Origin of the sequence: Echinicola salinicaeni, from assembly GCF_014280965.1 — a bacterium.
Taxonomy (GTDB): domain Bacteria; phylum Bacteroidota; class Bacteroidia; order Cytophagales; family Cyclobacteriaceae; genus Echinicola; species Echinicola salinicaeni.
In genome coordinates this window covers 180,540-203,720 of sequence record NZ_JACODZ010000006.1, presented here as the reverse complement: position 1 = coordinate 203,720, position 23,181 = coordinate 180,540, and the positions used below count along the sequence as shown (strand labels likewise).

Sequence of the window (23,181 nt, the reverse complement as noted above, 5' to 3'; positions counted from 1 at the left end):
TGTGGTTGCTTCAAAAAATTCATTGGCTAACGAAGCCTAAATTAATTTCCTTGTAATACGCCCATTTTGGAAACAAAATCCCAGATGGTGATGCCCATGCTTACTGAGATATTTAAGGAATGTTTGGTGCCGAATTGGGGAATTTCCAAAACATGATCGCTGGCTTGTATGACCTCTTCTTCTACGCCGAAGACTTCATTGCCAAAGACCAGTGCATATTTTCCATCCTTGGTTGGCTGGAAATCCTGAAGCATGGTGCTTTTGTCTACTTGCTCCAAAGAACAGATTTGATAACCATTGGCCTTGAGTAAGTCAATGGCCTCCATGGTGCTGCTTGTATGCTCCCATTCTACAGAATCGGTTGCACCTAAGGCAGTTTTTTGAATGTCTCTATGAGGTGGTGTGCCAGTGATCCCACAGAGGTAAATTTTCTCTATGCGGAAAGCGTCAGAAGTTCTGAAGGCGGAACCTACATTGTTCAGGCTACGGATATTGTCCAGGACAATGACCAAAGGTATTTTGTCTGAGGCTTTGTATTCATCAACGGACAGCCTGTTGAGCTCATCCATGCTTAATTTTTTCATTCGGTTTTTGTTTCCCTTTTTGAATCGATTAATTTCAACCCTTGAATAATTTCCAAAAGTAACATTTAAGATTTAAATCCGGTAGAAGATGGCCAAAGCAAAGGCAAAAGCAGCGAAGGAAACTCCCTTGATGAAGCAATATAACAGTATCAAAGCCAAACACCCGGGGGCTTTATTGCTATTCCGCGTGGGTGATTTCTATGAGACATTTGGGGAAGATGCCGTCAAGGCCAGTAAGGTGCTGGATATTGTCTTGACCAAACGAGCCAATGGTGCAGCGAGTCATATAGAGTTGGCCGGGTTTCCACATCATTCCCTGGACAGTTATTTGCCCAAATTGGTAAGGGCTGGTAATCGGGTGGCCATTTGCGACCAATTGGAAGATCCAAAAGAGGTCAAGGGGATTGTGAAAAGGGGAGTTACCGAATTGGTGACGCCAGGGCTTTCCTTTAATGATAATGTACTGGATAAGCGCAGGAATAATTATTTGGCTTCCATCTATTTTGGCAAACAGCTTTTAGGTGTCGCCTTTTTGGACTTGTCCACTGGAGAGTTTATGTGTGCTGAGGGAAATAATTCCTATATAGAAAAACTCCTGCAAAGCTTTAATCCTTCAGAGGTCATTTATTCTAAAGCTGATAAAGCTAAGGCTGCAGAGTTGCTTAAGGATGAATATACTACCTTTCATTGTGAGGACTGGGTTTTCCAATATGATTACACCTATGAAAAGCTAACCAATCATTTTGAAACAGCTAATTTGAAAGGCTTTGGGATAGAAAACCAAGGCCATGGTATTATCGCGGCAGGAGCAGTACTGTATTATCTTGAAGAAACCGAACATAAGGAAGTCAAGCATATTGCTTCTATTTCCAGGATTGCGGAGGAGAAGTTTGTGTGGTTGGATAAGTTTACCATTCGTAACTTGGAATTGGTTTATCCGCAGCAAGATGGCGGGGTTCCCTTGATTCAGATTTTGGACCAAACGGTGACACCAATGGGATCTAGGATGATGAAGAAATGGATGGTGCTACCATTGAAGGAGAAGGCTCCGATAGAAGAAAGGTTGAAAGTAGTGGAGCATTTTTATACGGAACCTGAGCTGTGTGAGGAGATACTTTCCCATTTGAAACATATTGGGGACTTGGAAAGATTGATTTCCAAGGTGGCTGTGGGCAGGATCAACCCTCGTGAAATGAACCAACTGAAAAAGGCCCTAAAAAGTACATTGCCTATTAAGGACTTGCTTAAAGGCCAAGAGAACACATCCCTCAAGGCACTGGGTGACCAAATTAATGCTTGCGAATTTCTTTTGGAGAAGATAGAAAGGGAACTTAAGGAAGATGCGCCCATGCTGGCCCATCAAGGAAATATTATCTGTGATGGGGTGGATGCGGAATTGGATGAGTACCGTACCTTGGCTACTTCAGGAAAGGATTACCTGGTGCAGATTCAGCAAAGAGAGGTGCAGCGGACTGGTATCAGTAGTTTGAAAATTGCCTACAATAAGGTTTTCGGGTATTACCTGGAAGTATCCAATGCGCATAAGGATAAAGTACCGGCTGAGTGGATCAGAAAGCAGACTTTGGTAAATGCCGAAAGGTATATTACTGAAGAGTTAAAAGAATACGAAGATAAAATTCTCCATGCAGAAGAAAAGCTGATTGTCCTTGAGCATAAATATTTCAATCTTTTAGTACAAAGTGCCGGGGAGTATGTGACCCAAATACAGGAGAATGCCAGGATATTGGCCACGGTGGATTGCTTGGTGTCCTTTGCCCAAGTAGCTATCAGTAATAGTTATTGCAGGCCTAAGGTAGCGGATACAGATACCTTGGAGATCAAGGATGGTCGTCATCCAGTAATCGAAAAGCAACTTCCGATAGGGGAGGATTATGTTCCTAATGATATATATTTGGATAATAGCTCCCAGCAGGTCATTATTATCACAGGACCAAATATGGCTGGTAAATCGGCTTTGTTAAGGCAAACAGCCTTGATTGTATTGATGGCACAGATGGGAAGTTTTGTTCCTGCTTCATATGCCCGAATTGGGATCATTGACAAGGTCTTTACCAGGGTGGGGGCTTCTGATAACCTTTCTAAGGGGGAATCTACCTTTATGGTGGAAATGACAGAGACGGCTAGTATCCTGAATAACCTTTCTGATAGAAGTTTGGTATTGATGGATGAAATTGGCCGTGGTACATCTACTTATGATGGTATATCCATTGCCTGGTCCATTGTGGAGTTTTTGCATAACCATCCTAAGTTTAAGGCTAAGACACTATTTGCCACCCATTATCATGAATTGAACCAGTTGGCGGAAGATTTTCCCAAAGTGAAGAATTTTAATGTTTCAGTAAAAGAGGTGGCTGATAAGGTTATTTTTATGCGGAAGTTGAAAGAAGGTGGGAGTGAGCATAGTTTTGGTATTCATGTAGCCCAGATGGCTGGTATGCCTAATCCAGTGGTGCTAAGAGCCGCTGAGATCATGGGACATTTAGAGCAGGATAAGGATATGCATAAGCAGCAGGAAAAAATGAAGGATGTTCCTAAGAACAATTTCCAGTTGAGTTTGTTTGAGATCGATCCAAAGTTCAAGGAAGCGCAAGAGCTTTTGGATGCCATTGATATCAATACCATTTCTCCTGTAGAGGCGTTGTTGAAGCTCAATGAAATCAAGAAAAAACTGGAATAAAAATCTCCTTGAAAATCAGTAAAATACGGGTTTTTAAGAAAAAAAGAGGAAAAAATTTTAATGGAGTACTTGCGGTTTAGAAAAGTCTGCGTACATTTGCACTCACAATGACGGAGATAACACGGTCAAAGTCAAAGTTTCTAAACAAGCGAAAGTAGCTCAGCTGGTAGAGCACGACCTTGCCAAGGTCGGGGTCGCGAGTTCGAATCTCGTCTTTCGCTCTCAAGGGCCCTTGTAAGAAGGGCTTTCTTGTTTCTGAAACAGCTTGGGTTTTAAGAGCAAGAGAAAGAAAACTTCTATTCAAACTAGAAGAAGCCGGGATGGTGGAACTGGTAGACACGCAAGACTTAAAATCTTGTGGCCATTAGGCCGTGCGGGTTCGATTCCCGCTCCTGGTACAGAAGCCTCGTAGCAATGCGGGGCTTTTTGTATTTTAAGCTTGAGATTTTTAGAGGTTAGACTTGAGAAAATAGACCCGATAGACTTTTGTATATCTCTAGTAAAGGTTGACAATAGATAAATACAAATAAACTGAGATATGATTATCTGTCTATCTTAAATCTGTGTTGATCCTTTCCATCTGTGGTTAATATATCAATTTTGGAAGTTTTTGCCCTACAATTATTGCTTGTGATTTCTTTGTCAAATTGAGCGGAGTCGAGACCTTTAGCGATAGCATTATTAAGTCAATTTTTTACTCATAACTCCAGCAAACTTAGTCTAAAATTCATGGCTATGATTGTATTTTTTGTGTGAAATTAAAGGTTGAGTTATGTGTTCTACGTTTTAGTTAGATTGACCCGCTTTTATGGTGGTGGACAATGTTGGCCTTATTGTTGATGTTGACGGATACCTAATATATATTTACTATAATGTCCATTTGGATATTTAATTGTTTTATACACCGTCACCATCAAAACTATAATATTATGAAAAAGATACTTGGCGTATTTTTGGCAGTACTTGTGGTCTTTACTTCATGTACCAATAATGAGGGGCCTGAGATGCCTGTAGGAGAAGCTCCGGTTATGCCTCCTGAAGTGAGTATGGCTCCTGATATGAGCATGTTCAATGATCAAGGTTCGGAAGGAAACCGTGAAATACAAGTGGGAAACTGGGCTTTTGCGGCTATAAATGTTGGGGTGTATTCAGCCATTCTTTACCAGCGCCTTATTGTTCCAGTGACTGCATTTAAAGCCACTTTAGGGGCAGATGCTATGTATAATGAAGGAGAAGGCTTATGGGTTTGGGAAAAGGCTTTTGAGATAAGTGGAAAGAGTTCATATAGTATTAGACTAACAGCTGAAGTGGTTGAGGAGGATGTTTTTTGGATGGGCTATATCTCCGGAGAGGGGATAAGTGATTTTGTGTGGTTTACTGGAGAATCTAGTATAAATGGTCAAGAAGGGGGGTGGAAACTTTACGAAGGCCCTGAAAGTTCTAGTGTGTGGCTTTCCAATAGATGGGAAATTGATAGGGAAGCAGAGAGTGGCTTTACCAAGTTTACTGTAGAAAAAGAAGGAGAACACAAGGGGAGCTCCATCAGGTATGTTGTAAATACTGATGAGTATTTTGATAGAATGGTTACTATCGTCAATGCTGCTGAAGAAAATACGATTTATGTGGATTGGAGGAGTGAGGAGAAAAATGGAAGAGTAAAGAGCTTTGCCCATTTTGGAGGTGAATTGTTTCACTGCTGGGATGGTAGCTTGCAAAATGTAGATTGTGATTAAGTCTAATAGGATTTAATTGGAATAAAAAAGTGCCTAGTAGACTTTTGTTTGCTAGGCACTTTTCTTGATAGCTAATTTTTTTGAAGTGATTCAAATATTAGCTTTCGAAATGCCATTTCCCTCAAGGTAAACTGCATATCAGCGATAGTGCCCATTTTTACATTTTTACTGGCTTTAATTTTTATGATCTGATCTTTGTCTTTGCCTTTAAATTCCTTCTTTATGACTGAGGCTAGTTGTTTTGCTGGTGCAGCTTTTCCATTGATGTATAATTCATTCCTTTTGTAGTCAATACTGATGGAAGGTGTTTCCTCTTGGATTATATTTATTTGCTCATCAGGACCACATGCTGTGATAAAATAGGAAAGTATAATAATTAGAATAACTGGTTGATATTTCATGTTTTAGGGATTTATGTTTGTTAATTAACAATATATTAAGAAATTAGTTGATAAAAAACTATTGAATTAGTTTTGTTGACTTAAGAATAATATAATATTGATAATTCTTTATTTTGGTTTCGTAAATATTATATTTCAGCCTCTTTTGAAATTAAAAAGATATGATTATCCGTTATTACACCAGTAAACTTATTTCTCACAGCCTGTCCAGATTTATCGGGAGATTCCACAGATCTACCTGGCGGAAGACAGATTTTCACGGAATAAAATATCGTTTCTTTGGACTTTTGTGTTCTTACTGAAAGAATATCTTATTTACAAAAAGCTACTGGTGTCTTTGCGGATATACAGAAAAAAAATAAAACAATGAGATTTATACAGCCATTATTATTACTCCTTATTTTATCTGCTTGTAATTCCAGTAAGGAATATGTTGAAGAGAAAAACTGGTACAAAGGGAATTTGCATACCCATTCTTATTGGAGTGATGGAGATGATTATCCGGAGATGATCATGGATTGGTATAAATCCCATGGGTATGACTTTGCTGTATTGTCAGATCATAATGTGTTGGCGAGGCAGGAAAGGTGGAAACTGATTCCAAAATCACCTAAGCACGAAAAGGCATTTGATAAATATTTGGAGAAATATGGTGAAGATTGGGTGGAATATCGGGAGGATTCAACTGGCAGGGTGGAGGTCAGGTTAAAAAAACTGGAAGAGTATAGGGAATTATTTGAGGAAGATGAAGGGTTTCTGATTGTTGAATCTGAGGAGGTGACAGCAAGTTTTGAGAAAAAGCCACTCCATATGAATGTAACGAATATTCAATCGTTCATTGAGCCACAAGGAGGGAATTCTGTTTCTGAAGTTTTACAGAACAACCTTAACCAGGTAAAGGCGCAGCGAGAGGCAACTGGTGAACCAATGTTTTTGCATATTAATCACCCTAATTTTGGCTGGGCGATCTCACCTGAGGATATAATTCAGCTGGATGGTGAAAGGTTTTTTGAAGTATATAATGGACATCCCTATGTGAACAACTATGGGGATTCATTGAGGCCCAGTATGGAGGTGCTTTGGGATCAAGTTCAAGTGGCTTATCTGCAGGCTGGCAAGCCGCCATTATACGGATTGGCAGTAGATGATGCCCATCATTATCATGTTTTCAATGAGAAGAGCAGTAATCCTGGGCGTGGATGGGTGGTAGTGAGGTCTTCCGAGCTTAAGCCTGCTGCATTGGTTGAGGCTATGGAAGCAGGAAATTTTTATGCATCCACAGGGGTAAGTTTTAAAAGTCTTGACTTTGATGGAGAAACCTTGAGCTTGGAGGTAGCGGCTGAAAAAGGTATTGATTATACCATACAGTTTTTTGGTACAAAAACAGCCACACCGGAAAAATATGGGGTTTTGTTTAAGGAGGTTAAAGCTACCAAGGCACAGTATACTCTGAAAAAGGAGGATATGTATGTCAGGGCAAAAGTAATCTCTAACAAACCAAAGGAAAACCCATATAAACCTGGAGATACTGAAGTCGCTTGGACGCAACCAGTGGTTTTGCAAGAATAGACTTTACTAATGTCCTTTATTTTTAGGCAATTCGTTGATTTTGTTCATCAGCATTGATTTTTTTTAAAGGTGTAATCATATCTGGTATAATTAAAATACCAGATGTGATGCGCTAGATCCAGTGGATTAAACCTGCTTTTTGGTCATTAAATTGTAAAAGGTGATAATGACTTGATTATTTTTAGGTCTTTTGGACTAAAATATTTATTTTTCGGAGTGAAAATAATTACCATACTTTGGTTGACTTGTTTTCTCTTAATTTTAAAACCCATATTACATTGAATACAATATCTCCAATTGACTTAATTATCATCATAGCTTACCTCATCATAATTGTCGTGGTAGGCCTTTGGTTTAGCAGAAAAAGCAAGAAGAGCAGTTCTGGTTATTTTTTGGCTGGGAAATCACTCACGTGGTCTGTCATTGGAGCTTCCTTATTTGCTTCCAATATTTCGACCGTTCATTTGGTTGGACTGGCAGAGTCAGGATTTCGGGATGGCATTGTTTGGGGTAATTTCGAATGGTTTTCGGCTTTTGAGTTGATTATATTGGCCTTTTTGTTTGTTCCCTTTTTCCTTAGGACCAAGATCGCCACCTTGCCGGAATTCTTAGAAAAACGATATGATAGTCGCTCTAGGATGATCTTGGCCGTATTTAGTATTTTGGCTGCTTTGTTTATGCATATTGGCGTTAGTTTTTATGCAGGAGCGGTGGTTTTTGAGCATATTTTTGGCTTGAACATCATGGTTTCCATTCTGATCATAGCCCTAGCCACTGGTATTTATACGATTATCGGAGGACTTACTTCTGTGGTTATCACAGAAACTGTACAGACGGTAATATTGATCTTTGGTTCTTTGGCGATTACCCTATTGGCCATTTATAAGTTACCTGAAATGGGCATTGCCTCCTATGATGCTTTAAAGGATGCGGTAGATCCAGACCGACTAAAGGCCGTAAGCTTTGACAGTGCCAAGAAGGGCTTCACCTTTATGGATATGCTATTTGGGCATTTGGTTTTGGGTATTTGGTATTGGTGTACAGATCAGACGATAGTACAGCGTGTATTGGGAGCTAAATCTGAAAAGGAGGCCAAACTTGGGGCGTTATTTGCAGGTTTCTTAAAAATCCTCCCTGTTTTTATCATGGTGGTACCGGGTATATTGGCCTTTGCCCTTTTTCGAGAAGAAATTGGAGATGATACCAAGCAGGTTCTGCCTGTGATGATTATGAATCTTTTGCCGATTGGCTTGAAAGGTTTGATGGTGGCAGCCTTATTGGCAGCAGTGATGAGCAGTGTGGCGGCTGCACTGAATAGCTGTGCTACCTTGGTTGTTTTTGATGTTTTCTATAAGCTAAAGCCTGATCTATCAGATAAAGGCAAAGTAAGAATTGGACGTACCACTGGTGTAGTGGTATTGGTGATGGCGGTGATTTGGTCACCATTCTTGGGAGATTTAGGAGCGATTTTTGAACTGATCAACCAGATGTTCAGCATATTTGCTCCATCGATTGTGGCGGTATTTTTATGGGGAGTGATCTCCCGAAAAGGCACGGCCAATGCTGCCTTTTGGACTTTGCTACTTGGTAGTTCTTTAGCAGCCATATTCTTTATCATTGAAAAGTACGTTCCTATAGCTGGAGCAGCCAATTATATCTCCAGTGAAGCAGGGTTGGGACTCAACTGGTTAAGGCAGACTTATCTATATTTTGGCATTTCGACCTTAATCTATGTGATTGTATCGGTTCTGGATACTTCTAAACAAGATATTCCAGAGGAGTTTTACTTAAAGATGAATAAGCCATCCAAACTGGTTAATTACCTCAGTGTTGTGTTGGTATTGGTCATGTTAGCGCTTTACTATATGTTTTATTAATTATGCAGATAAATCAGTCAGTCAGTTTACCAAAGGAGCCATTGCCGATTGTCATTATAGGGGCAGGAGGGATTGTGAAAGATGCCCATTTGCCAGCCTATCAAATGGCAGGTTTTAAGGTTCTGGGTATTTTTGACCCTGATGTCCAAAAGGCGGAATCTCTAAAGCTTCAATTTTCAGGGCTGGAGAAGGTTTATCAGCGCCTTCCTGATTTGATAGCAGATGCCCAAAGCACTGAGGTAGTTTTTGATATAGCTGTTCCTGCCAGTAAGGTGATTGAAATATTAGAGCAACTACCTGATGGTGCTGCAGTCCTGATCCAAAAGCCAATGGGGGAGACATTGGAAGAGGCGAAAGCTATAAAGGCCATTTGTGATCGAAAAGGCCTTATAAGTGCTGTTAACTTTCAGCTTCGTTATGCTCCCTATGTTTTAGCGGCCAGGGATTTGATCGACCGGGGGCTTTTGGGAAGTATTTATGATATAGAGATCAAGGTAAATGTCTATACTCCTTGGCATCTTTGGGACTTCTTATTCGAACTGCCAAGGATGGAGATTTTATACCACAGTATTCATTACCTTGATTTGGTCCGGAGCTTTCTGGGTGATCCGAAGAAAGTATATGCCAGCACCATAAAACATCCAAAAATGCCCGAATTGGCATCTACACGTTCGAGTATAATCCTTGATTACGATGAGTATACACAGGCACGGGTCATGACCAATCATGGACATGAATTTGGGCTAAAGCATCAGGAATCGTACTTGAAGATTGAGGGTACCAAAGGAGCTATAAAAATCAGGATAGGACTTTCTTTGGATTATCCCAAAGGTATGCCACCGGTAATGGAATACGTGATTTTGGAAGATGGAAAAGGTTGGCAGGAATTGCCTTTGGAAGGAGGCTGGTTTCCGCATGCCTTTAGGGGCACTATGGCTGATCTTCAGCGATTTTACCAAGGCGAAATAGAAGAATTACCACACAGCACAGCAGATGCATTACAGACCATGAAACTGGTAGAAGCCGCCTATAAGTCCAGTGAAGAAGGTGGGGTAATATTTTAGAAGAAATTAAGAAATAATTAGCAAATATGAACTCAGTAGTAATTAAAAAGGGAATTGCAGAAGATGCACGTTTTGAGCTCAAAGATGGAGCAGGATCTGATGCAATTCATACCACGCCAATTTATGCTTATGCCGTATGTCGCTTGCGAACAGATGCAGGGCTTGAAGGAGTGGGTTTGGCCTTTACTTTAGGGGCTGGAAACGAAATGGTATGTAAGGCAATATCCTATTTGGTCAAGCATATTGAAGGGAAGGAAATCAATGAATTAATGGCTGACTTTGGCAAAACCTATAAGGCCATGGTTGATGATCCGAATTTCCGTTGGTTGGGACCACATAAGGGTGTTGTACATTTGGCAGTGGCTTCGGTGGTGAATGCTTGTTATGATCTTTGGGCAAAATCAAAGGGCTTACCATTATGGCAATTACTGATTGAACTTAGTCCAGAAGAAATCGTCAATACGCTTGATTTTTCTTACTGTGAAGAGGTTTTATCTAAGCAAGAAGCTATTGCTCTTCTTAATTCCAAGCAAATTGGAAAAATGGAGCGCAAAAAGATATTGGATTTAGGCTATCCAGGCTATGATACATCCATTGGCTGGTTTAATTATTCTGATGAAAAAGTGGCCGATAATATCAAAAAGGCCATGGATTTGGGTTTTACAGCCATGAAGTTAAAAGTGGGCTCAAAAGATGCTGCAAGGGATATTAGAAGGGCCCAAATGGTAAGGGAAATTGCTGGAGACAAGGCGACGATCATGTTTGATGCTAACCAGCAGTGGAACCTTCAGGAAGCTATTAGTATTTGTAAGGAACTTCTGCCTTTGAATCCCTATTGGGTAGAGGAGCCGACCCATCCTGATGATGTTCAGGCCCATGTGACTTTGGCCAAAGAAGTACCTGTTGATTTAGCCTTAGGCGAGCATGTGCCAAACAAGGTGATTTTCAAGAATTTCCTTCAATCAGGCTGTATGAGCTTTAATCAAGTTGATGCAGTTCGTGTGGGTGGGATATCGGAATTTATTCTGATCAGTTTACTTTCGAAAAAATTTGAGGTACCAGTGGTTCCACATGTTGGAGATATGGGGCAGATTCACCAACATTTGGTTTTATTTAACCATATCACCATGGACCACCCTGCCTTGCTTTTAGAGCATATTCCCCACTTAAAGCAATATTTCCAACATCCCGTGGAAATAATAGATGGACGATATAAGACGCCTCAAGAACCGGGGATTGGAGCTGAATTAATGGGCTACTAATCAAAAAACTATTCACCATGTTGAAATTTAATCAAATATTATTCTGGACATGTCTCTTAATCGTTAAGAGCTTGGGTATGGTATTCGCACAACAGAAGTCTAATAATTTGTCCTTTATTGCTGAAGGTCTAGAATGGAAGGGAGTAGCTGTCCAAGACGATGATTATTCTATTTGGGGTTGTTCACCGATCATGGGAGAAGATGGGAAGGTGCATATTTTTGCTGCCCGCTGGCCTGAGAAAAATGTTGATCCAGCATGGAGAAAGTCTTCCGAAATAGCCCACTATGTTTCAGATAATCCAGAAGGGCCATTTGTCTTTTCAGATATAGCTATACAGGGGACGGGAGCGGATACTTGGGACAAGTATGCTCCCCATAATCCAGAAATAGCTAAGGTTGGAGATAAATATGTATTGCTTTATATCGCTAATACAGATTATAACCGTCCTCCCCATCCTGCCAACCAGAGAATAGGCATGGCCACGTCTGATTCGCCTTATGGTCCTTGGGAAAAAGTCGGGGATGATGGTTTGATCATCGATGCCGATAATCCCGAAAAGTGGAATTATCAATCTAGAAATGGCGCTGTCAACCCCGTGTTTTTAGAGAAGGATGGTAAGTTCTTTATTTATTTCAAATCCATGGGAAAAATTGGCTTAAAATACGGTCTGGCAATTAGTGAAAAGTTAGAAGGTCCCTACGAAATAACACAAAAGCCAGTGACCTCCAATGAAGGAACCTTGGAAGACGGAACCGCTTTTATCTATAATGATTATGTGTATTTACTGACCACTGACAATCATGGTCACAATACTGGTATCAACGGCGGCGGGACACTTTGGAAATCAAAAGATGGAATTTCCTTTGATCTCAAAGACGCCAAAATAGGCTATAAGAGCATAGAGGATTATTATGGTGATTATCAGGAAAGTTTGGTAAGAAAAATTTATGGGGGATTGCCCAAATTAATGGAGCGGCCTAAAGTACTCATGATAGACGGAAAACCTGCTTATCTATATGGGCCAAGTGGTTGGAATTATTTTGGCGGAGATCGTACAGTATGCCATGTGTTGAAGATTAATTTGGATTAAGAGCTAAATACTTCATTAGTAAAATAAAAAGCTGGTTCATGCGAAAATGCAGACCAGTTTTTTTGTGCTCATCAATCTTTGATGAGTCGCAAGGCTTCTTTTTTACTGAGATTGGCCAGCTCAGTTTTCTGCACAAAGTCAATTACCCAGTCAGGGTCAGTTTTGCTGTATTGTCTCAATATCCAACCAATTGCCTTATTGATAAAAAAATCTTTTGATCCCAATAATGATTGGATGGTATGCACCAATAACTTCTTGTCTAAGTTTTTCTTATAATTGAGTTGAAAGAGTAAGGCTGAGCGCTGCAGCCATAAATGGTCACTGGCTAACCATTTATCCACATATTTTTTTCGGTTTTGGGGGAATTGTTCAAAATAGGCGCCAATTAATTTTACAGCAATGAAATCCACCGTGTCCCACCAGGATTTGTTTTTAACCATATATTCAAATAGGTCAATATCCTGAATTTCCAGTTTTTTGACGTATTTATAAGCTAATTCCTGGGCAAATAATTGGAAATCCCTTTCTGGTTTATTCCAAAGAATTTCCACCAGTTCAGGTAGCTTTTCTTTTGGGGGTAAATTGGATTTGATCAGGAATGGATGCTGTATTTTTCTTCTCAATGGAGTTTTGAGACCAAAAAAATCAAAATTATTTTTCATATAGGCTTTTTGACCCTTTGCTATAATAGCATTGGCATGTAGCCTGAATTCATCTTCAAGAGTTCTTATGTATGCGTCCATCAAATCTTTTTGTCAACAATCAATCCATAAAAGATTGCACATCTTTGTTCCTTAGATCAAGACCTCCCTGTAAAATGGAATTGAGGTTTACCAAATAAAAGGTCCAGCCAGTCTTGCAACCTACATGATAATTTTCTTTTGTGGTAGAATAATGGGGGATATCCTCCTGGTCTAATTTGACGATTGTCTTTCCATTGTCTTCGAGGATGTTGATACTGACTATTCCAGCTTCTCCAAAGCTGAATTTAAGGTGATCCTTGCCATTGATTTCTAAGATTTCGCCCTCTTCCATGACTGAATCGGGATAGCCATGCCACAACCATTTGTAGGTGTCAAGGATATGGATATGTTCTTTTTTGTCCCGGGTCTTTCCGGAAGCGTCTTTAAATTCTGCCGAACGGAGAAACCAACTTTCCAGACCTGCTGGAGTAGTCCATGCATTATAGATACTTTTTACATCACTCTTTATTGGAGTTTTTATGGTAAACCTACTCCAGTCAAATGTATTGTTTTCAGACATGGCTTTATGGAATTTTGGGTTTTAGATCGTACTTTTTTGAAAGCTACCTTGATGTGTTATGGCTTGCTTGATATGTGCCAAGTGATGTTCACAATGCCAGGCATACATGCCAATGGTTTCCTCGAGGTTAAATTCTTTTCTGTGTTCGGGGTGGTAGTAAGTCCTTTTAAGCTCTTTTTCTCCAAGACTTCGCAGTAAGCTTTCCCAGCGATGATGAAGTCCATCAATAAGCATTAGTGAGGCCGAAATATCCTTTTCATGGTAATCTGCCAGCTTTGCCCAGCGGTCCTCAAAATAAGGTTTAATGCTAGGCTCATCCTCTGTCAATGCCAATTTAAACCTGATGATGCTATTCATATGGCTATCGGCACAATGATGTACCAATTCTCTGATGTTCCATGAGCCAGGTCTATATTGCCATTCCATTTGCCCTTCTGTAAGTCCATTGGTGAGCTCCTGAATCTTTTTTGGGAAAGAGCCTATGGATGTTATCCATTTTTCAATTTGGGCCTCATCAATTACTCTTGGTCGCTTAAAAGTGCCAATGGGATACTTTAATTTTTGAACTTCAAGATCATCCATGATACTGTAATTTTAAGTGATGATTACAATTTATTATTTCACTGAATAGGAGAGGTCGCAAATTAGAAATTATTAGACTGGATTTTTTCATCTCACTGGTAATGGGCTTTTAGGAAGGGTTTGAATATTTAATCAGCTGATTTCTTCTTATAAATACCTTTGAATGCTATACTTTTTACTTCTTGGTTTTTATCCAATACTTCCCAAAGTTGAATAATATTGCCATCAGATCCAACGGTCCAAGTAATACGGTTGATTTGCCATGTTCCATCCGGACTTTGGCTTATTTCGCTTTGCAACACCATGCTGTTGGAACTGGCTTTACCTTTTAGTTTTAGGTTATTGCCTTGGTTATCCACCCATATTTGGTTCCAAGAGGAATCAGCGGGGTCAAAGAAATTATAGCTACTTCCTGTAACACCGCTTTTCCCCTTCCAGTTTTCACGGACCAAACAGCCTGCTTCTAATTTAACAATATGATTCTCTCCTATTTTCTTTCCATCTGTATCATAAACATTCCATTCCCCTAGCCAAAAATCAAATTGAAAATGGCTTTGCGTGCAGCAATTGCATTCAGCCTGAGCTTGAATATTCTGGTGAATGAACACCAAAAAGAGAAAAGTGCACACCAGCCTAAGCATAGTTTTCTGATTTTTAAACCATACATAATTTAAGGAAATTATGCTCCAATGGCAATATTATCAGTTGTTTAGTGCTTTGCTGTTTCAGCGGCTTTTTTAATTACATTGATTTGGGTTTTGCCTGAACCATATAGGCCATTTTGGAAATCTCCATCGCAAGCCTCAAGCATTAAATTTTTAAGTTCTTCAAGTTTTTCAGGCTTTTGCGAAGAAAGGTCATTTTCTTCCTTATAGTCCTCTGGTAAATAGTAAAGCTCAAAGATATTTTTTCTCAGGTAGGACCTGATTTTCCAACCATCTTCAGTGATCAAGGTCGGTCCTTCGAATGAAGAGTGTACGATATAGTCATGTTTTTTCTGCTCCCCAGTGCCTAATAGGGTGCTTAAAAATGAGATACCATCAGAACCGGTTTTACTTGCAAATCCAGTCAGTTCTGCAAGCGTAGGCAAAAAGTCATAATTGGTGACCAATAGATCAGAAGTACTTCCTGCCTTCACTTTACCCGGCCATCTCACGATCAAAGGAACCTCAATGCCACCCTGAAGGTTGCTTCTTTTCATTCCTGCACGGCCATTATTTCCATCAAAAATATCTCCGGCTAGTTCACTGTAATACTTGTTTTCTAAATTGTCGAAGCGTTTCCCTGTTTGCATATTCGTATACGGTTTCAGTACCCTGTCCTTCATGCTATAGTAAATTTCATGGCCATTATCGGAGGTGAAAATTACCAAGGTGTTTTCATCAATTCCATTTTTCACTAATTCATCCATGATCTGTCCGACATTATCGTCCAGCATTTTGACCATAGAGGCATATTCTTTTTCTATCTGGGTTAAATCCTCCAACTTAGCAATTTCAGGATGGACAGCAGGAATGGACACCGGCCCGTGGGGCAGCTGGGTGGGGAAGTAAAGGAAAAAAGGCTGGTCTTTCTTTTCCCGAATAAAGCTTAGGACTTTTTCCATAAACAGATTTTGGGAATATACTTCCTTTCCGTTCATGTCCCATCTTTCCCTATAAGCTTCTTCAGTTTCCATTTCAATGCTTTTTCCACCATTGATTAGCGTATTACCGGGAATTTCTACTAATTCCCCATCTTCAAATAGAAAGGGCGGATAGAAACCATGAGCGCGCACATGGTCCAAATATCCTAAATAGTGGTCCCAGCCATGGCGTTTCATCTGCATATGGGAAGCTGAGAAACCCCATTCCAACTTTCCAAACTGTGCAGTGGTATAGCCAGCATCTTGTGCCACTTGACCCAGAAATACTTGATCTTCGGGAATGGGACTGAGGGCTGAATTGATCATGGATTCTATTTCCTCATGCTGGTATTTTCCTGTACTGATCCCCTCATATAGTTTTGCGTTAGTAATTTCAAATCCATCTTCATGACAATCATGCAAGCCTGTGATTAAAGCAGCTCTTGCTGGTGCACAAAGCATACTTCCACTGGCATTGGTAAAACGCATTCCTTCCGCTGCCAATCGGTCGATATTGGGGGTGTTGATATATTGCTGGCCTTCATGGCTGAGTAATCCTTTTCCTAAATCATCAGCATATATCAGGATGATATTGGGCTTTGATGAGGAAGGTTCCTTTTCTTTACATGAGGTAGCAAAAATTAATGATGCAATAAATAAGATAACTTGGGTTTTGATATTCATAATATATAGGATAAATAAAGCCAATCTCTAAGGCTTGACTTTGATGGTGAATCTAATATTTGGTATTGGGCTTGCCTATCTAATTTTAATCTCTGAAACCATGGCTTTTGGATCCAATACCTTTCGTTTTTCCTCGGGATTGAGGGACAATTCTGAAATGGTTTTTGACTGGGAAGGTTTGTGAAGGAGGAATATAATGATCATTGTGCCAGCAAGTCCCAAGAATAGCCAATCTGCACTTATAAAATAGGCAACGATAGCGATGATTGCAGGGACTTCCAATAGGGCATATTTGACTACTAAAGCCGTAATATAATCCGTCAGTTTGTCCTTCAATGAATTATCTTGTTTGAGCTTACTCAATTGCTTTTTGAAATAGATGTTGCTGCCAAAAATGGAAGCTAATACAAGGCTTGGAATCAGAAATTTCAAAAACAAGTGGAAAGTCGCATCCATTTGTTCAGTTTTTTCGGTCAAAAAATAGGCTGCAGTAAAAAAAACGAACTGTGTAATTAGTAACATGCGATAAAGAATTGACATGTTTTTGAAATACTCTTTTGATGACTGGGCCTGAGTACGCATATGAATTCTATTGAGCTTTAAATCTATTGAAAATTAATATTAAGCATAAAATCATTAATTCACTATATGAATAATAGTCTACTGGGGAGATTGGATAATAGATGAATGATTTTGATCAATATTATATGGAAATATCCATGATCTTAGTAGGAATTAAGTTTTATTTCGGCAGCACCAAAAATGATATGGCAGGTTCAAAAGCTGAAGGCTAGGATACTGATGATGATGGCCAATATACTTATCCACTTGTTTTTGGCGAGAGCCGCCCATGTGCATGAGGCTGTAGCCAAAAGGTAGGTGAATGAATTGAATTGGTTGGCTTGCTGATATTCCGACCAAGATCCTTTTCCTGTATAATAATAGAAGTTATCGGAATCAATAAGACTTGGAGTACTCAACCACTCTGAAACTGAATATAGGAAAAACACCAAGGAAACCATTCCCAAAGCAAGGACTAAAGGAACCAGGTAATGTTGGTTGAATTGCTGTATCCTGTTTTTCATTTCTTGGTTGTTAATTTTTGGAGGAAGCTTTTTCCTAAGCCTTTTAAAATCAAAATCAGGAAGCCACCATATACCAAAGTGGTTACGATCAAGGAAGGGATACCAATGCCAAAATTAGTGCTTAAAATGGCTATGAATACCAAAAAGAAAAGCATACCTAAGGACCATTTTATTAATATGTGCTTGACAGGAGTAGGCTTGGAGGCTTTTTCTCGGTGTTTTTTTGTACGCTCAAGATAGATGATAAAACCACTTAAGGACAAATAGGCGGAGCATAAAGCAAGAAAGCAATACAATAATTTCAGAGGAAGCCCCGCAAAGTCTCCAAAATGGAAGGATTCCTGGACAAAGAATAGTTTTGCTCCGAAATCCTGATCACTGATATTATATTGGTGGAGCTTTGCATAATCTTCTTTGTCTAGGACCAGCTTATTGGACCTTCTTTCATAGGTTTGACCTTTAACATTTCCATATACATGAATCAAAGCCTCCCCATTGGTGGTAGGGCGGATATTCCAAGGTTGCATTTCAGGAAACTCTGCTTTGATCCTATCGAGTATTAAGTCATAATCTAGGGGATAGACGGTGTCTTCGGCTTTACTAAGGAGTTTTTCTTGTCTCACATAATTATTTGGCAAGTCCATATCAGCAACTTGCATCAGATATACCTGCAGACCAAGCCAAGCACCAGTGACGGCGATTACGAAGTTAAATACCAAGGTGGCCACACCAATCATTTTATGGATATCTCCTTGTGTGATGCGCGTGTTTTTTTTACGGATTTCACCAAAAGCATGCGTTTTCATGAATTTTCCGTAAATGAGGAAGCCTGTAATGGTAGAAATCAATAGGGCAATTCCTGCCAGTCCTATTATTTGTCTGCCAAATTCAGCTTCATAAAGCCTTACGTGGATATTCCTGAGGTAATAGCTGAATGTCTCAAAATAGTTTCTTTGACCTAGAATTTCTCCGGTGTAAGGATTGATATAAACCTCCCAAAACATGGGGTATAAGTCTTGGGCTTTTTTGGGTTTAAGGCGGATGTTCCAGGTGTCGACGTAAGCCTTCGGTAGCTCCACCTCAAAAAGATTTTTGTCCGGATTGGCGGCCAAAGCTTTATTCACTGCCTCGGTTAAAGATACGGTCTTGGATTGCTTTTCTACTTTGGTCAAATGCGGGTTGAGGACCCTGTCAATTTCCGGACGAAAAAGGGCTGCGGCACCAGTGATACATAGGAATGCAATCACCAAACCTGTATAAAGTCCTATCCAGTTATGAATCCGCCAAAGTAGTTTTGTATTCATATTTATAAACTCAAAAAACTTCCAGTGCTAAACTGGAAGTTTTGTGTTATAATTTTAGGTAGTGTATTAATTTAGAAGACATAGGAAATGGTGGTCATTACATTTCTAGGAGCACCTGGGAAGGCTCTTAGGTAGTCATATCCACCTACCCAATGTTTTTTATCCAGCACGTTGTTGATGTTCATCTGGATCTGGAATTTTTTCATTTTGTAATAGACCGCAGCATCTACTAATTGATAGGAAGGAAATACTGGCGGTTCTGCAGTTGATCCTAGCGAACCATATCTTTCCGTAACAAAGTTGGCGCCCAGACCAAAACCAAGTCCTTTAAAGGAACCTTCACTAATGATATACTTAGTCCAGATATTACCTGCATGCTTTGGTGCATTGGGTTTTTGCCTTCCGATAAGGTTTTCATCATCACTTTCCTCAATAGTCGCTTCATTGAAAGAATAGTTAGCTACCAAGCTCCAGTTGTCATTGATTTTCCCAGAAAGGTCCAATTCAAATCCTTGGGAAACATTTTTGCCTGTTTGTACCAAAAGATCTGGGTTTCCTGGTTCATTGGCATTGTACAAGGCTCCTTTTTCTGTAAGGTAATAAAGGGCCATCGAGGCACTTAATCTGCCTTCAAACCAATCGCTCTTTGCACCAATTTCTTTTAATTCACTGGTCAAAGGATCAAAAGGTCCTCCTGCAAGTGGGTTGTTGATAACGCTGGCTGTCTGAGGCTGATAACCTTGAACATAAGTACCATAAAGGTTGATATTAGGCTTAAGTTCATAAACCAAGCCCACTCTTGGAATCAAGGCGTTTTGGGTGACTTTTTCCTCATCTTCACTTTTATAATTCAGTACATCTGTATAGTATTCTTGTCTCAATCCCAAAAGTACTTGGAGTTTACCAATGGTCGCTTGTTCCTGAATATATATCCCATTGGAATAAAGCTGAGACTGAGCGAAAATATTAGTGCTGTACAAGTACTTACTGATATCCCTGATCTGGTTGGCAAATGGGTCTGTCAGATCAAAATGTGGTACTACAGGAATAGGGTTGCCATCTGCATCCAGTGCATATTGGTCTTTGTTGGCAATATTGAAGGAATTAGTAGCACCACTTCCATCAGCCAATAAATAGCCCCTTGCCTGTATTTGTGAACCTCCTGGATGAAGGACCTGCTGGAAGTAATCATAGCCCAATAATACTTTATGACTGACACTTCCTGTATTGAAATTATAGTTGAAGTAATTGTTGAAATTATTATTGCTCCAGCTTCTTTTTCTGATGGACATCCTCATCTCCACTTTTTCAGGATCTAAGCTTCCGTCACCGAGTGCAGCGTATTTATTATTGCTTCGGTGTTCCAATAGGTCCTCTTGATAATTAGACCTCATATAGATGGAATTAAAGCTTAAACCTTCAGTAAATTCATGGCGAAGAGATATGGTTGCGTTAACACTTTCTTCCTTCAAATAATCGTTTGCAGCATTCAAGGCCTTGGTGATAGGAACAGAATATAGATTCCCATCTCCAAATACTGCCTGTCCCCTGTCCAATCTACCGTCTGAGTTTTGGTATACGATGTCCAGATTAAGTCTGGTTTTATCAGATGGAAGGAAGGAAAAAGAAGGTGCTACCACCAGGTTTTTGTCATATTGAAGGTCACGGAAGTTTCCAGAGTTTTCATAACCCAAGTTGAGGCGGTAAAGCAAGGTCCTGTCTTCTGTCATTGGGCCGGTAAAGTCTCCCAAAACCCTGAAAGTATTGAAACTGCCAACTGTCGAAGTGATGGATTGTCTGGATTCTGTCAATGGCTTTTTGGTTACCCTGTTAATGGTACCTCCAGCAGATGCATTTCCAAAAAGTGCAGAGGCAGGGCCTTTGATGACTTCTACTCTCTCAATATGTGGAATTAATTGTTGTTTCCAAAAGCTAGTGAATGAACGCATGCCATTTACCAAATTGCCTGAAATATCCTGCCCCTTGATACGGTGGCCTCGGATGGTAATATCGTTATAGAAAGTAAATTGGTTGACCCCACTGATATTTTTGACGATATCATTTACCCTGAATGCGCCTTGGTCCAGTGCTAGTTCCTTGGTAACATAGCCAATGGATTGAGGGACATTTTTTATGGGTGTGGAAGATTTGGTGCCGATAAATGAATTGGTGTTTTTATAACTGGTTTCAGCTCTACCTAGGATTTCTACAGTTTGTAGTTCCAGTTGGCCTTCAGCCAGGCTTATTTCAATTTGGCTTGTTTTTCCCGAACTGATTTGGACTTGTTTGGTCACTGTTTCATATGCAAAAGAACTGAATTTAACAGTTTGAGTGCCTACAGGAACATTATCGAAATGAAATGTCCCTTCTTCATCAGTTAAAATACCCAAGTCCGTTCCTTCAATAAGGACATTGATAAATTCAATCTTTTTTCCCTTTTCATCTATAACTGTTCCTTCTAACTGGCCTGTTTGAGCCATTATAAAAGAGCTTAAACAAACAAATAGAGCGAAAAGTAATCCTTTTTTCATCTTAGATTCTATTTAGACTAATTCTTAATGAAGGCAAAAGTAAAGCTGAATTAATTGTCCAGCAAGCAATTTTTAGTTTTATTTAGATTTATTCTTATTAATGATAGTAGTGGGTTAATCTTAGAAATTGGCTTATTGAAATTTTATATTCTTTATTTTAGGACATTAGCACTTTTTATTTGTTAGATCTAAGTGAAATGCTTTCAATTTCTATTTAGAGGGACTTTACGAAAACGAAGTGTAATTAATTAAAAAGCTTATGAAATATAAGGAGTAGAAGCTGTAAAATCGTAGTGCTCATTTGATTACCAAGAAACTTGATTAAATTCGGGACAATAGACCCCACTTAATCAAAAATCACAGATGACGAAAGTAGTTTTACCAAAAGTTTTAATCTTATCAATGGCTATTTGTTTGGTTAATTTCCTTTGTTTCGCACAAAAGAAAAATACCCAAACAAGTCCCAATATTATCATTGTTTTGGCCGATGACCTTGGCTATAATGATGTGAGCTTTAATGGCTCGACAGAAATCCCAACACCAAATATTGATAGAATTGCCAATAATGGTGTCAAGTTCACTAATGGATATGTTAGTTACGCAGTATGTGGTCCCAGTAGGGCAGGCTTGATTACTGGCCGATATCAGGGGAGGTTTGGTTTTAGCCGCAATCCGCTTTTTGCCCCTAATGATCCCAGCCAGGGTCTCCCTCTTTCTGAAGAAACAATGGCCAAGACGCTGAGCAGAGGAGGATATAAAAGTTTAGCTTTGGGAAAGTGGCATTTAGGAGCACATGAAAGCCAAAGACCTTTGAAAAGGGGATTTACTGAATTTTATGGCTTCCTAACTGGAGGGCATTATTATTTCCCTGAAGATTTGACATTAAACGATATTTCAGAAATAGAAAGTCAATATGCTGCATATAGAACCAAGCTTTTGAAGAATGATACGAGGGTGGAGGAAAAGGAATACCTTACAGATGCACTATCCAGGGAGGCAGTAGATTTTATAGGCAGAAACAAGGACAATCCCTTCTTTATTTATTTGGCTTATAATGCTCCTCATACTCCACTTCAGGCTACCGAGAAGTATTTGAGTCGATTTGATCATATTACTGATAAGAAAAGAAAAACCTATGCGGCAATGGTTAGTGCTGTGGATGATGGCGTAGGGAGCGTCTTGGATAAATTGGAGGAATTGGAAATTAGTGATAATACCTTGGTATTTTTCTTGTCAGATAATGGTGGGCCAGAACCACATAATGCATCCGATAATGGGGCCTTGCGAGGCACTAAGGGATCACTTTGGGAAGGTGGTATCAGGGTTCCTTTTGCTGTTCAATGGCCTGGAACTATTCCTGCTGCGCAGGTCTATGACCATCCTATTATTAGCTTGGATATTTTTGCCACTGCGGCAGCACTAGCCAAGGTCAAGCCCAAAAATAAGTTGGATGGTGTGAACCTAATCCCTTACCTGACTGGAGAGGAAAATGGAGCACCTCACAAATCCTTACAATGGAGAATGTATGATAAAAAAGCTTACGCTATCCGTAAGGGTGATTATAAAATGGTCAATGTGGATGGTGAAAAGGAAATGCTATTCCATATTACCAATGATATAGGAGAGTCCAACCCTTTGGCAGAAGAGAAAAAAGCCATAAGCATGTTAAAATCTTTCAATAACTGGTTGAGTATGCTTATGGCCCCTGTTTTTCTAGGATTGAAGGATGATAAAAAATATAATGAACTTCATCCTGATCGATTTGACTTGGAGAAGTATTAAATAATAAAGGGGAAATGGCACAGACCGTTTCCCCTTATTTTTTTATT

General features: G+C 39.6%; 19 protein-coding genes and 2 tRNA genes. 10 read left to right on the top strand and 11 right to left on the bottom strand.

Annotation, left to right across the window (positions count from 1 at the left end; genetic code table 11):
* Positions 1-41: 41 nt before the first annotated feature.
* Positions 42-584 carry an RNA methyltransferase gene (locus H7U17_RS12985; RefSeq protein ID WP_230981409.1) on the bottom strand — a complete coding sequence of 181 codons (543 nt, stop codon included), beginning with the start codon at positions 582-584 and terminating at the stop codon, positions 42-44.
* Positions 585-672: 88 nt separating this feature from the next.
* Here H7U17_RS12985 and mutS point away from each other — a divergent pair, with 88 nt between their 5' ends.
* The 4 genes from mutS to H7U17_RS12965 all read left to right on the top strand — a co-directional run bounded on the left by mutS (position 673) and on the right by H7U17_RS12965 (position 5,015).
* Positions 673-3,282 (top strand): DNA mismatch repair protein MutS, encoded by a 2,610-nt coding sequence (mutS, locus tag H7U17_RS12980; RefSeq protein WP_186757166.1) that lies wholly within the window; start codon positions 673-675, stop codon positions 3,280-3,282.
* A gap of 148 nt (positions 3,283-3,430) precedes the next feature.
* Positions 3,431-3,503, top strand: a tRNA-Gly gene (locus H7U17_RS12975).
* Between the two features lie 93 nt (positions 3,504-3,596).
* A tRNA-Leu gene (locus H7U17_RS12970) sits at positions 3,597-3,680 on the top strand.
* 531 nt (positions 3,681-4,211) lie between these two features.
* Positions 4,212-5,015, top strand: a complete 804-nt coding sequence (locus H7U17_RS12965; protein ID WP_230981407.1) for a hypothetical protein — start codon at positions 4,212-4,214, stop codon at positions 5,013-5,015.
* A gap of 71 nt (positions 5,016-5,086) precedes the next feature.
* Here the strand turns inward: H7U17_RS12965 and H7U17_RS12960 are convergent, their stop codons facing one another.
* The gene (locus tag H7U17_RS12960) at positions 5,087-5,416 is read right to left on the bottom strand and encodes an ExbD/TolR family protein (RefSeq protein WP_186757165.1); all 330 of its coding nucleotides are present in this window, start codon (positions 5,414-5,416) and stop codon (positions 5,087-5,089) included.
* A 366-nt stretch (positions 5,417-5,782) separates the two neighbouring features.
* On the opposite strand from H7U17_RS12960, the gene H7U17_RS12955 reads away from it, so the two are divergent.
* The 5 genes from H7U17_RS12955 (at position 5,783) to H7U17_RS12935 (ending at position 12,279) form a co-directional block, all read left to right on the top strand.
* Positions 5,783-6,985 (top strand): CehA/McbA family metallohydrolase domain-containing protein, encoded by a 1,203-nt coding sequence (locus tag H7U17_RS12955; protein ID WP_186757164.1) that lies wholly within the window; start codon positions 5,783-5,785, stop codon positions 6,983-6,985.
* A 278-nt stretch (positions 6,986-7,263) separates the two neighbouring features.
* The gene (locus H7U17_RS12950) at positions 7,264-8,862 is read left to right on the top strand and encodes a sodium:solute symporter family transporter (RefSeq protein WP_186757163.1); all 1,599 of its coding nucleotides are present in this window, start codon (positions 7,264-7,266) and stop codon (positions 8,860-8,862) included.
* 2 nt (positions 8,863-8,864) lie between these two features.
* Positions 8,865-9,926: a Gfo/Idh/MocA family protein gene (locus tag H7U17_RS12945; RefSeq protein WP_186757162.1), complete on the top strand. Its 1,062-nt coding sequence runs from the start codon at positions 8,865-8,867 to the stop codon at positions 9,924-9,926.
* A gap of 26 nt (positions 9,927-9,952) precedes the next feature.
* On the top strand, positions 9,953-11,188 hold the full coding sequence (locus tag H7U17_RS12940) for an enolase C-terminal domain-like protein (RefSeq protein WP_186757161.1): 1,236 nt from the start codon (positions 9,953-9,955) through the stop codon (positions 11,186-11,188).
* Between the two features lie 17 nt (positions 11,189-11,205).
* Entirely contained in the window at positions 11,206-12,279 is a 1,074-nt protein-coding gene (locus H7U17_RS12935) for a glycoside hydrolase family protein (RefSeq protein WP_186757160.1), read from the top strand.
* Positions 12,280-12,350: 71 nt separating this feature from the next.
* Here H7U17_RS12935 and H7U17_RS12930 read toward each other — a convergent pair whose 3' ends face one another.
* The 9 genes from H7U17_RS12930 to H7U17_RS12890 all read right to left on the bottom strand — a co-directional run bounded on the left by H7U17_RS12930 (position 12,351) and on the right by H7U17_RS12890 (position 21,301).
* The gene (locus H7U17_RS12930; protein ID WP_186757159.1) at positions 12,351-13,022 is read right to left on the bottom strand and encodes a DNA alkylation repair protein; all 672 of its coding nucleotides are present in this window, start codon (positions 13,020-13,022) and stop codon (positions 12,351-12,353) included.
* A 19-nt stretch (positions 13,023-13,041) separates the two neighbouring features.
* Positions 13,042-13,542, bottom strand: a complete 501-nt coding sequence (locus H7U17_RS12925) for an SRPBCC family protein (protein ID WP_186757158.1) — start codon at positions 13,540-13,542, stop codon at positions 13,042-13,044.
* A gap of 21 nt (positions 13,543-13,563) precedes the next feature.
* On the bottom strand, positions 13,564-14,124 hold the full coding sequence (locus H7U17_RS12920) for a YfiT family bacillithiol transferase (RefSeq protein ID WP_186757157.1): 561 nt from the start codon (positions 14,122-14,124) through the stop codon (positions 13,564-13,566).
* A gap of 128 nt (positions 14,125-14,252) precedes the next feature.
* Complete coding sequence (locus tag H7U17_RS12915) at positions 14,253-14,765, bottom strand: hypothetical protein (RefSeq protein WP_186757156.1); 513 nt, start codon at positions 14,763-14,765, stop codon at positions 14,253-14,255.
* 68 nt (positions 14,766-14,833) lie between these two features.
* Positions 14,834-16,432 carry an arylsulfatase gene (locus tag H7U17_RS12910; RefSeq protein WP_186757155.1) on the bottom strand — a complete coding sequence of 533 codons (1,599 nt, stop codon included), beginning with the start codon at positions 16,430-16,432 and terminating at the stop codon, positions 14,834-14,836.
* 75 nt (positions 16,433-16,507) lie between these two features.
* Positions 16,508-16,954 (bottom strand): hypothetical protein, encoded by a 447-nt coding sequence (locus H7U17_RS12905; RefSeq protein ID WP_186757154.1) that lies wholly within the window; start codon positions 16,952-16,954, stop codon positions 16,508-16,510.
* Positions 16,955-17,208: 254 nt separating this feature from the next.
* Positions 17,209-17,517 (bottom strand): hypothetical protein, encoded by a 309-nt coding sequence (locus H7U17_RS12900; protein ID WP_186757153.1) that lies wholly within the window; start codon positions 17,515-17,517, stop codon positions 17,209-17,211.
* On the bottom strand, positions 17,514-18,821 hold the full coding sequence (locus tag H7U17_RS12895; protein WP_186757152.1) for a PepSY-associated TM helix domain-containing protein: 1,308 nt from the start codon (positions 18,819-18,821) through the stop codon (positions 17,514-17,516). Before H7U17_RS12895 ends, H7U17_RS12900 begins: the two co-directional genes overlap by 4 nt.
* Positions 18,822-18,892: 71 nt before the next feature.
* Positions 18,893-21,301: a TonB-dependent receptor gene (locus H7U17_RS12890; protein ID WP_230981406.1), complete on the bottom strand. Its 2,409-nt coding sequence runs from the start codon at positions 21,299-21,301 to the stop codon at positions 18,893-18,895.
* A 453-nt stretch (positions 21,302-21,754) separates the two neighbouring features.
* Here H7U17_RS12890 and H7U17_RS12885 point away from each other — a divergent pair, with 453 nt between their 5' ends.
* Complete coding sequence (locus tag H7U17_RS12885; protein ID WP_230981404.1) at positions 21,755-23,134, top strand: sulfatase-like hydrolase/transferase; 1,380 nt, start codon at positions 21,755-21,757, stop codon at positions 23,132-23,134.
* The last annotated feature ends 47 nt before the right edge of the window (positions 23,135-23,181 follow it).

What these genes read in the sequence shown, in the direction of transcription:
- H7U17_RS12985 (WP_230981409.1), bottom strand. Translation starts at nt 584, where the DNA reads ATGAAAAAATTAAGCATGGATGAGCTCAACAGGCTGTCCGTTGATGAA.
- mutS (WP_186757166.1), top strand. Translation starts at nt 673, where the DNA reads ATGGCCAAAGCAAAGGCAAAAGCAGCGAAGGAAACTCCCTTGATGAAG.
- H7U17_RS12965 (WP_230981407.1), top strand. Translation starts at nt 4,212, where the DNA reads ATGAAAAAGATACTTGGCGTATTTTTGGCAGTACTTGTGGTCTTTACT.
- H7U17_RS12960 (WP_186757165.1), bottom strand. Translation starts at nt 5,416, where the DNA reads ATGAAATATCAACCAGTTATTCTAATTATTATACTTTCCTATTTTATC.
- H7U17_RS12955 (WP_186757164.1), top strand. Translation starts at nt 5,783, where the DNA reads ATGAGATTTATACAGCCATTATTATTACTCCTTATTTTATCTGCTTGT.
- H7U17_RS12945 (WP_186757162.1), top strand. Translation starts at nt 8,865, where the DNA reads ATGCAGATAAATCAGTCAGTCAGTTTACCAAAGGAGCCATTGCCGATT.
- H7U17_RS12940 (WP_186757161.1), top strand. Translation starts at nt 9,953, where the DNA reads ATGAACTCAGTAGTAATTAAAAAGGGAATTGCAGAAGATGCACGTTTT.
- H7U17_RS12935 (WP_186757160.1), top strand. Translation starts at nt 11,206, where the DNA reads ATGTTGAAATTTAATCAAATATTATTCTGGACATGTCTCTTAATCGTT.
- H7U17_RS12930 (WP_186757159.1), bottom strand. Translation starts at nt 13,022, where the DNA reads ATGGACGCATACATAAGAACTCTTGAAGATGAATTCAGGCTACATGCC.
- H7U17_RS12925 (WP_186757158.1), bottom strand. Translation starts at nt 13,542, where the DNA reads ATGTCTGAAAACAATACATTTGACTGGAGTAGGTTTACCATAAAAACT.
- H7U17_RS12920 (WP_186757157.1), bottom strand. Translation starts at nt 14,124, where the DNA reads ATGGATGATCTTGAAGTTCAAAAATTAAAGTATCCCATTGGCACTTTT.
- H7U17_RS12915 (WP_186757156.1), bottom strand. Translation starts at nt 14,765, where the DNA reads ATGCTTAGGCTGGTGTGCACTTTTCTCTTTTTGGTGTTCATTCACCAG.
- H7U17_RS12910 (WP_186757155.1), bottom strand. Translation starts at nt 16,432, where the DNA reads ATGAATATCAAAACCCAAGTTATCTTATTTATTGCATCATTAATTTTT.
- H7U17_RS12905 (WP_186757154.1), bottom strand. Translation starts at nt 16,954, where the DNA reads ATGTTACTAATTACACAGTTCGTTTTTTTTACTGCAGCCTATTTTTTG.
- H7U17_RS12900 (WP_186757153.1), bottom strand. Translation starts at nt 17,517, where the DNA reads ATGAAAAACAGGATACAGCAATTCAACCAACATTACCTGGTTCCTTTA.
- H7U17_RS12895 (WP_186757152.1), bottom strand. Translation starts at nt 18,821, where the DNA reads ATGAATACAAAACTACTTTGGCGGATTCATAACTGGATAGGACTTTAT.
- H7U17_RS12890 (WP_230981406.1), bottom strand. Translation starts at nt 21,301, where the DNA reads ATGGCTCAAACAGGCCAGTTAGAAGGAACAGTTATAGATGAAAAGGGA.
- H7U17_RS12885 (WP_230981404.1), top strand. Translation starts at nt 21,755, where the DNA reads ATGGCTATTTGTTTGGTTAATTTCCTTTGTTTCGCACAAAAGAAAAAT.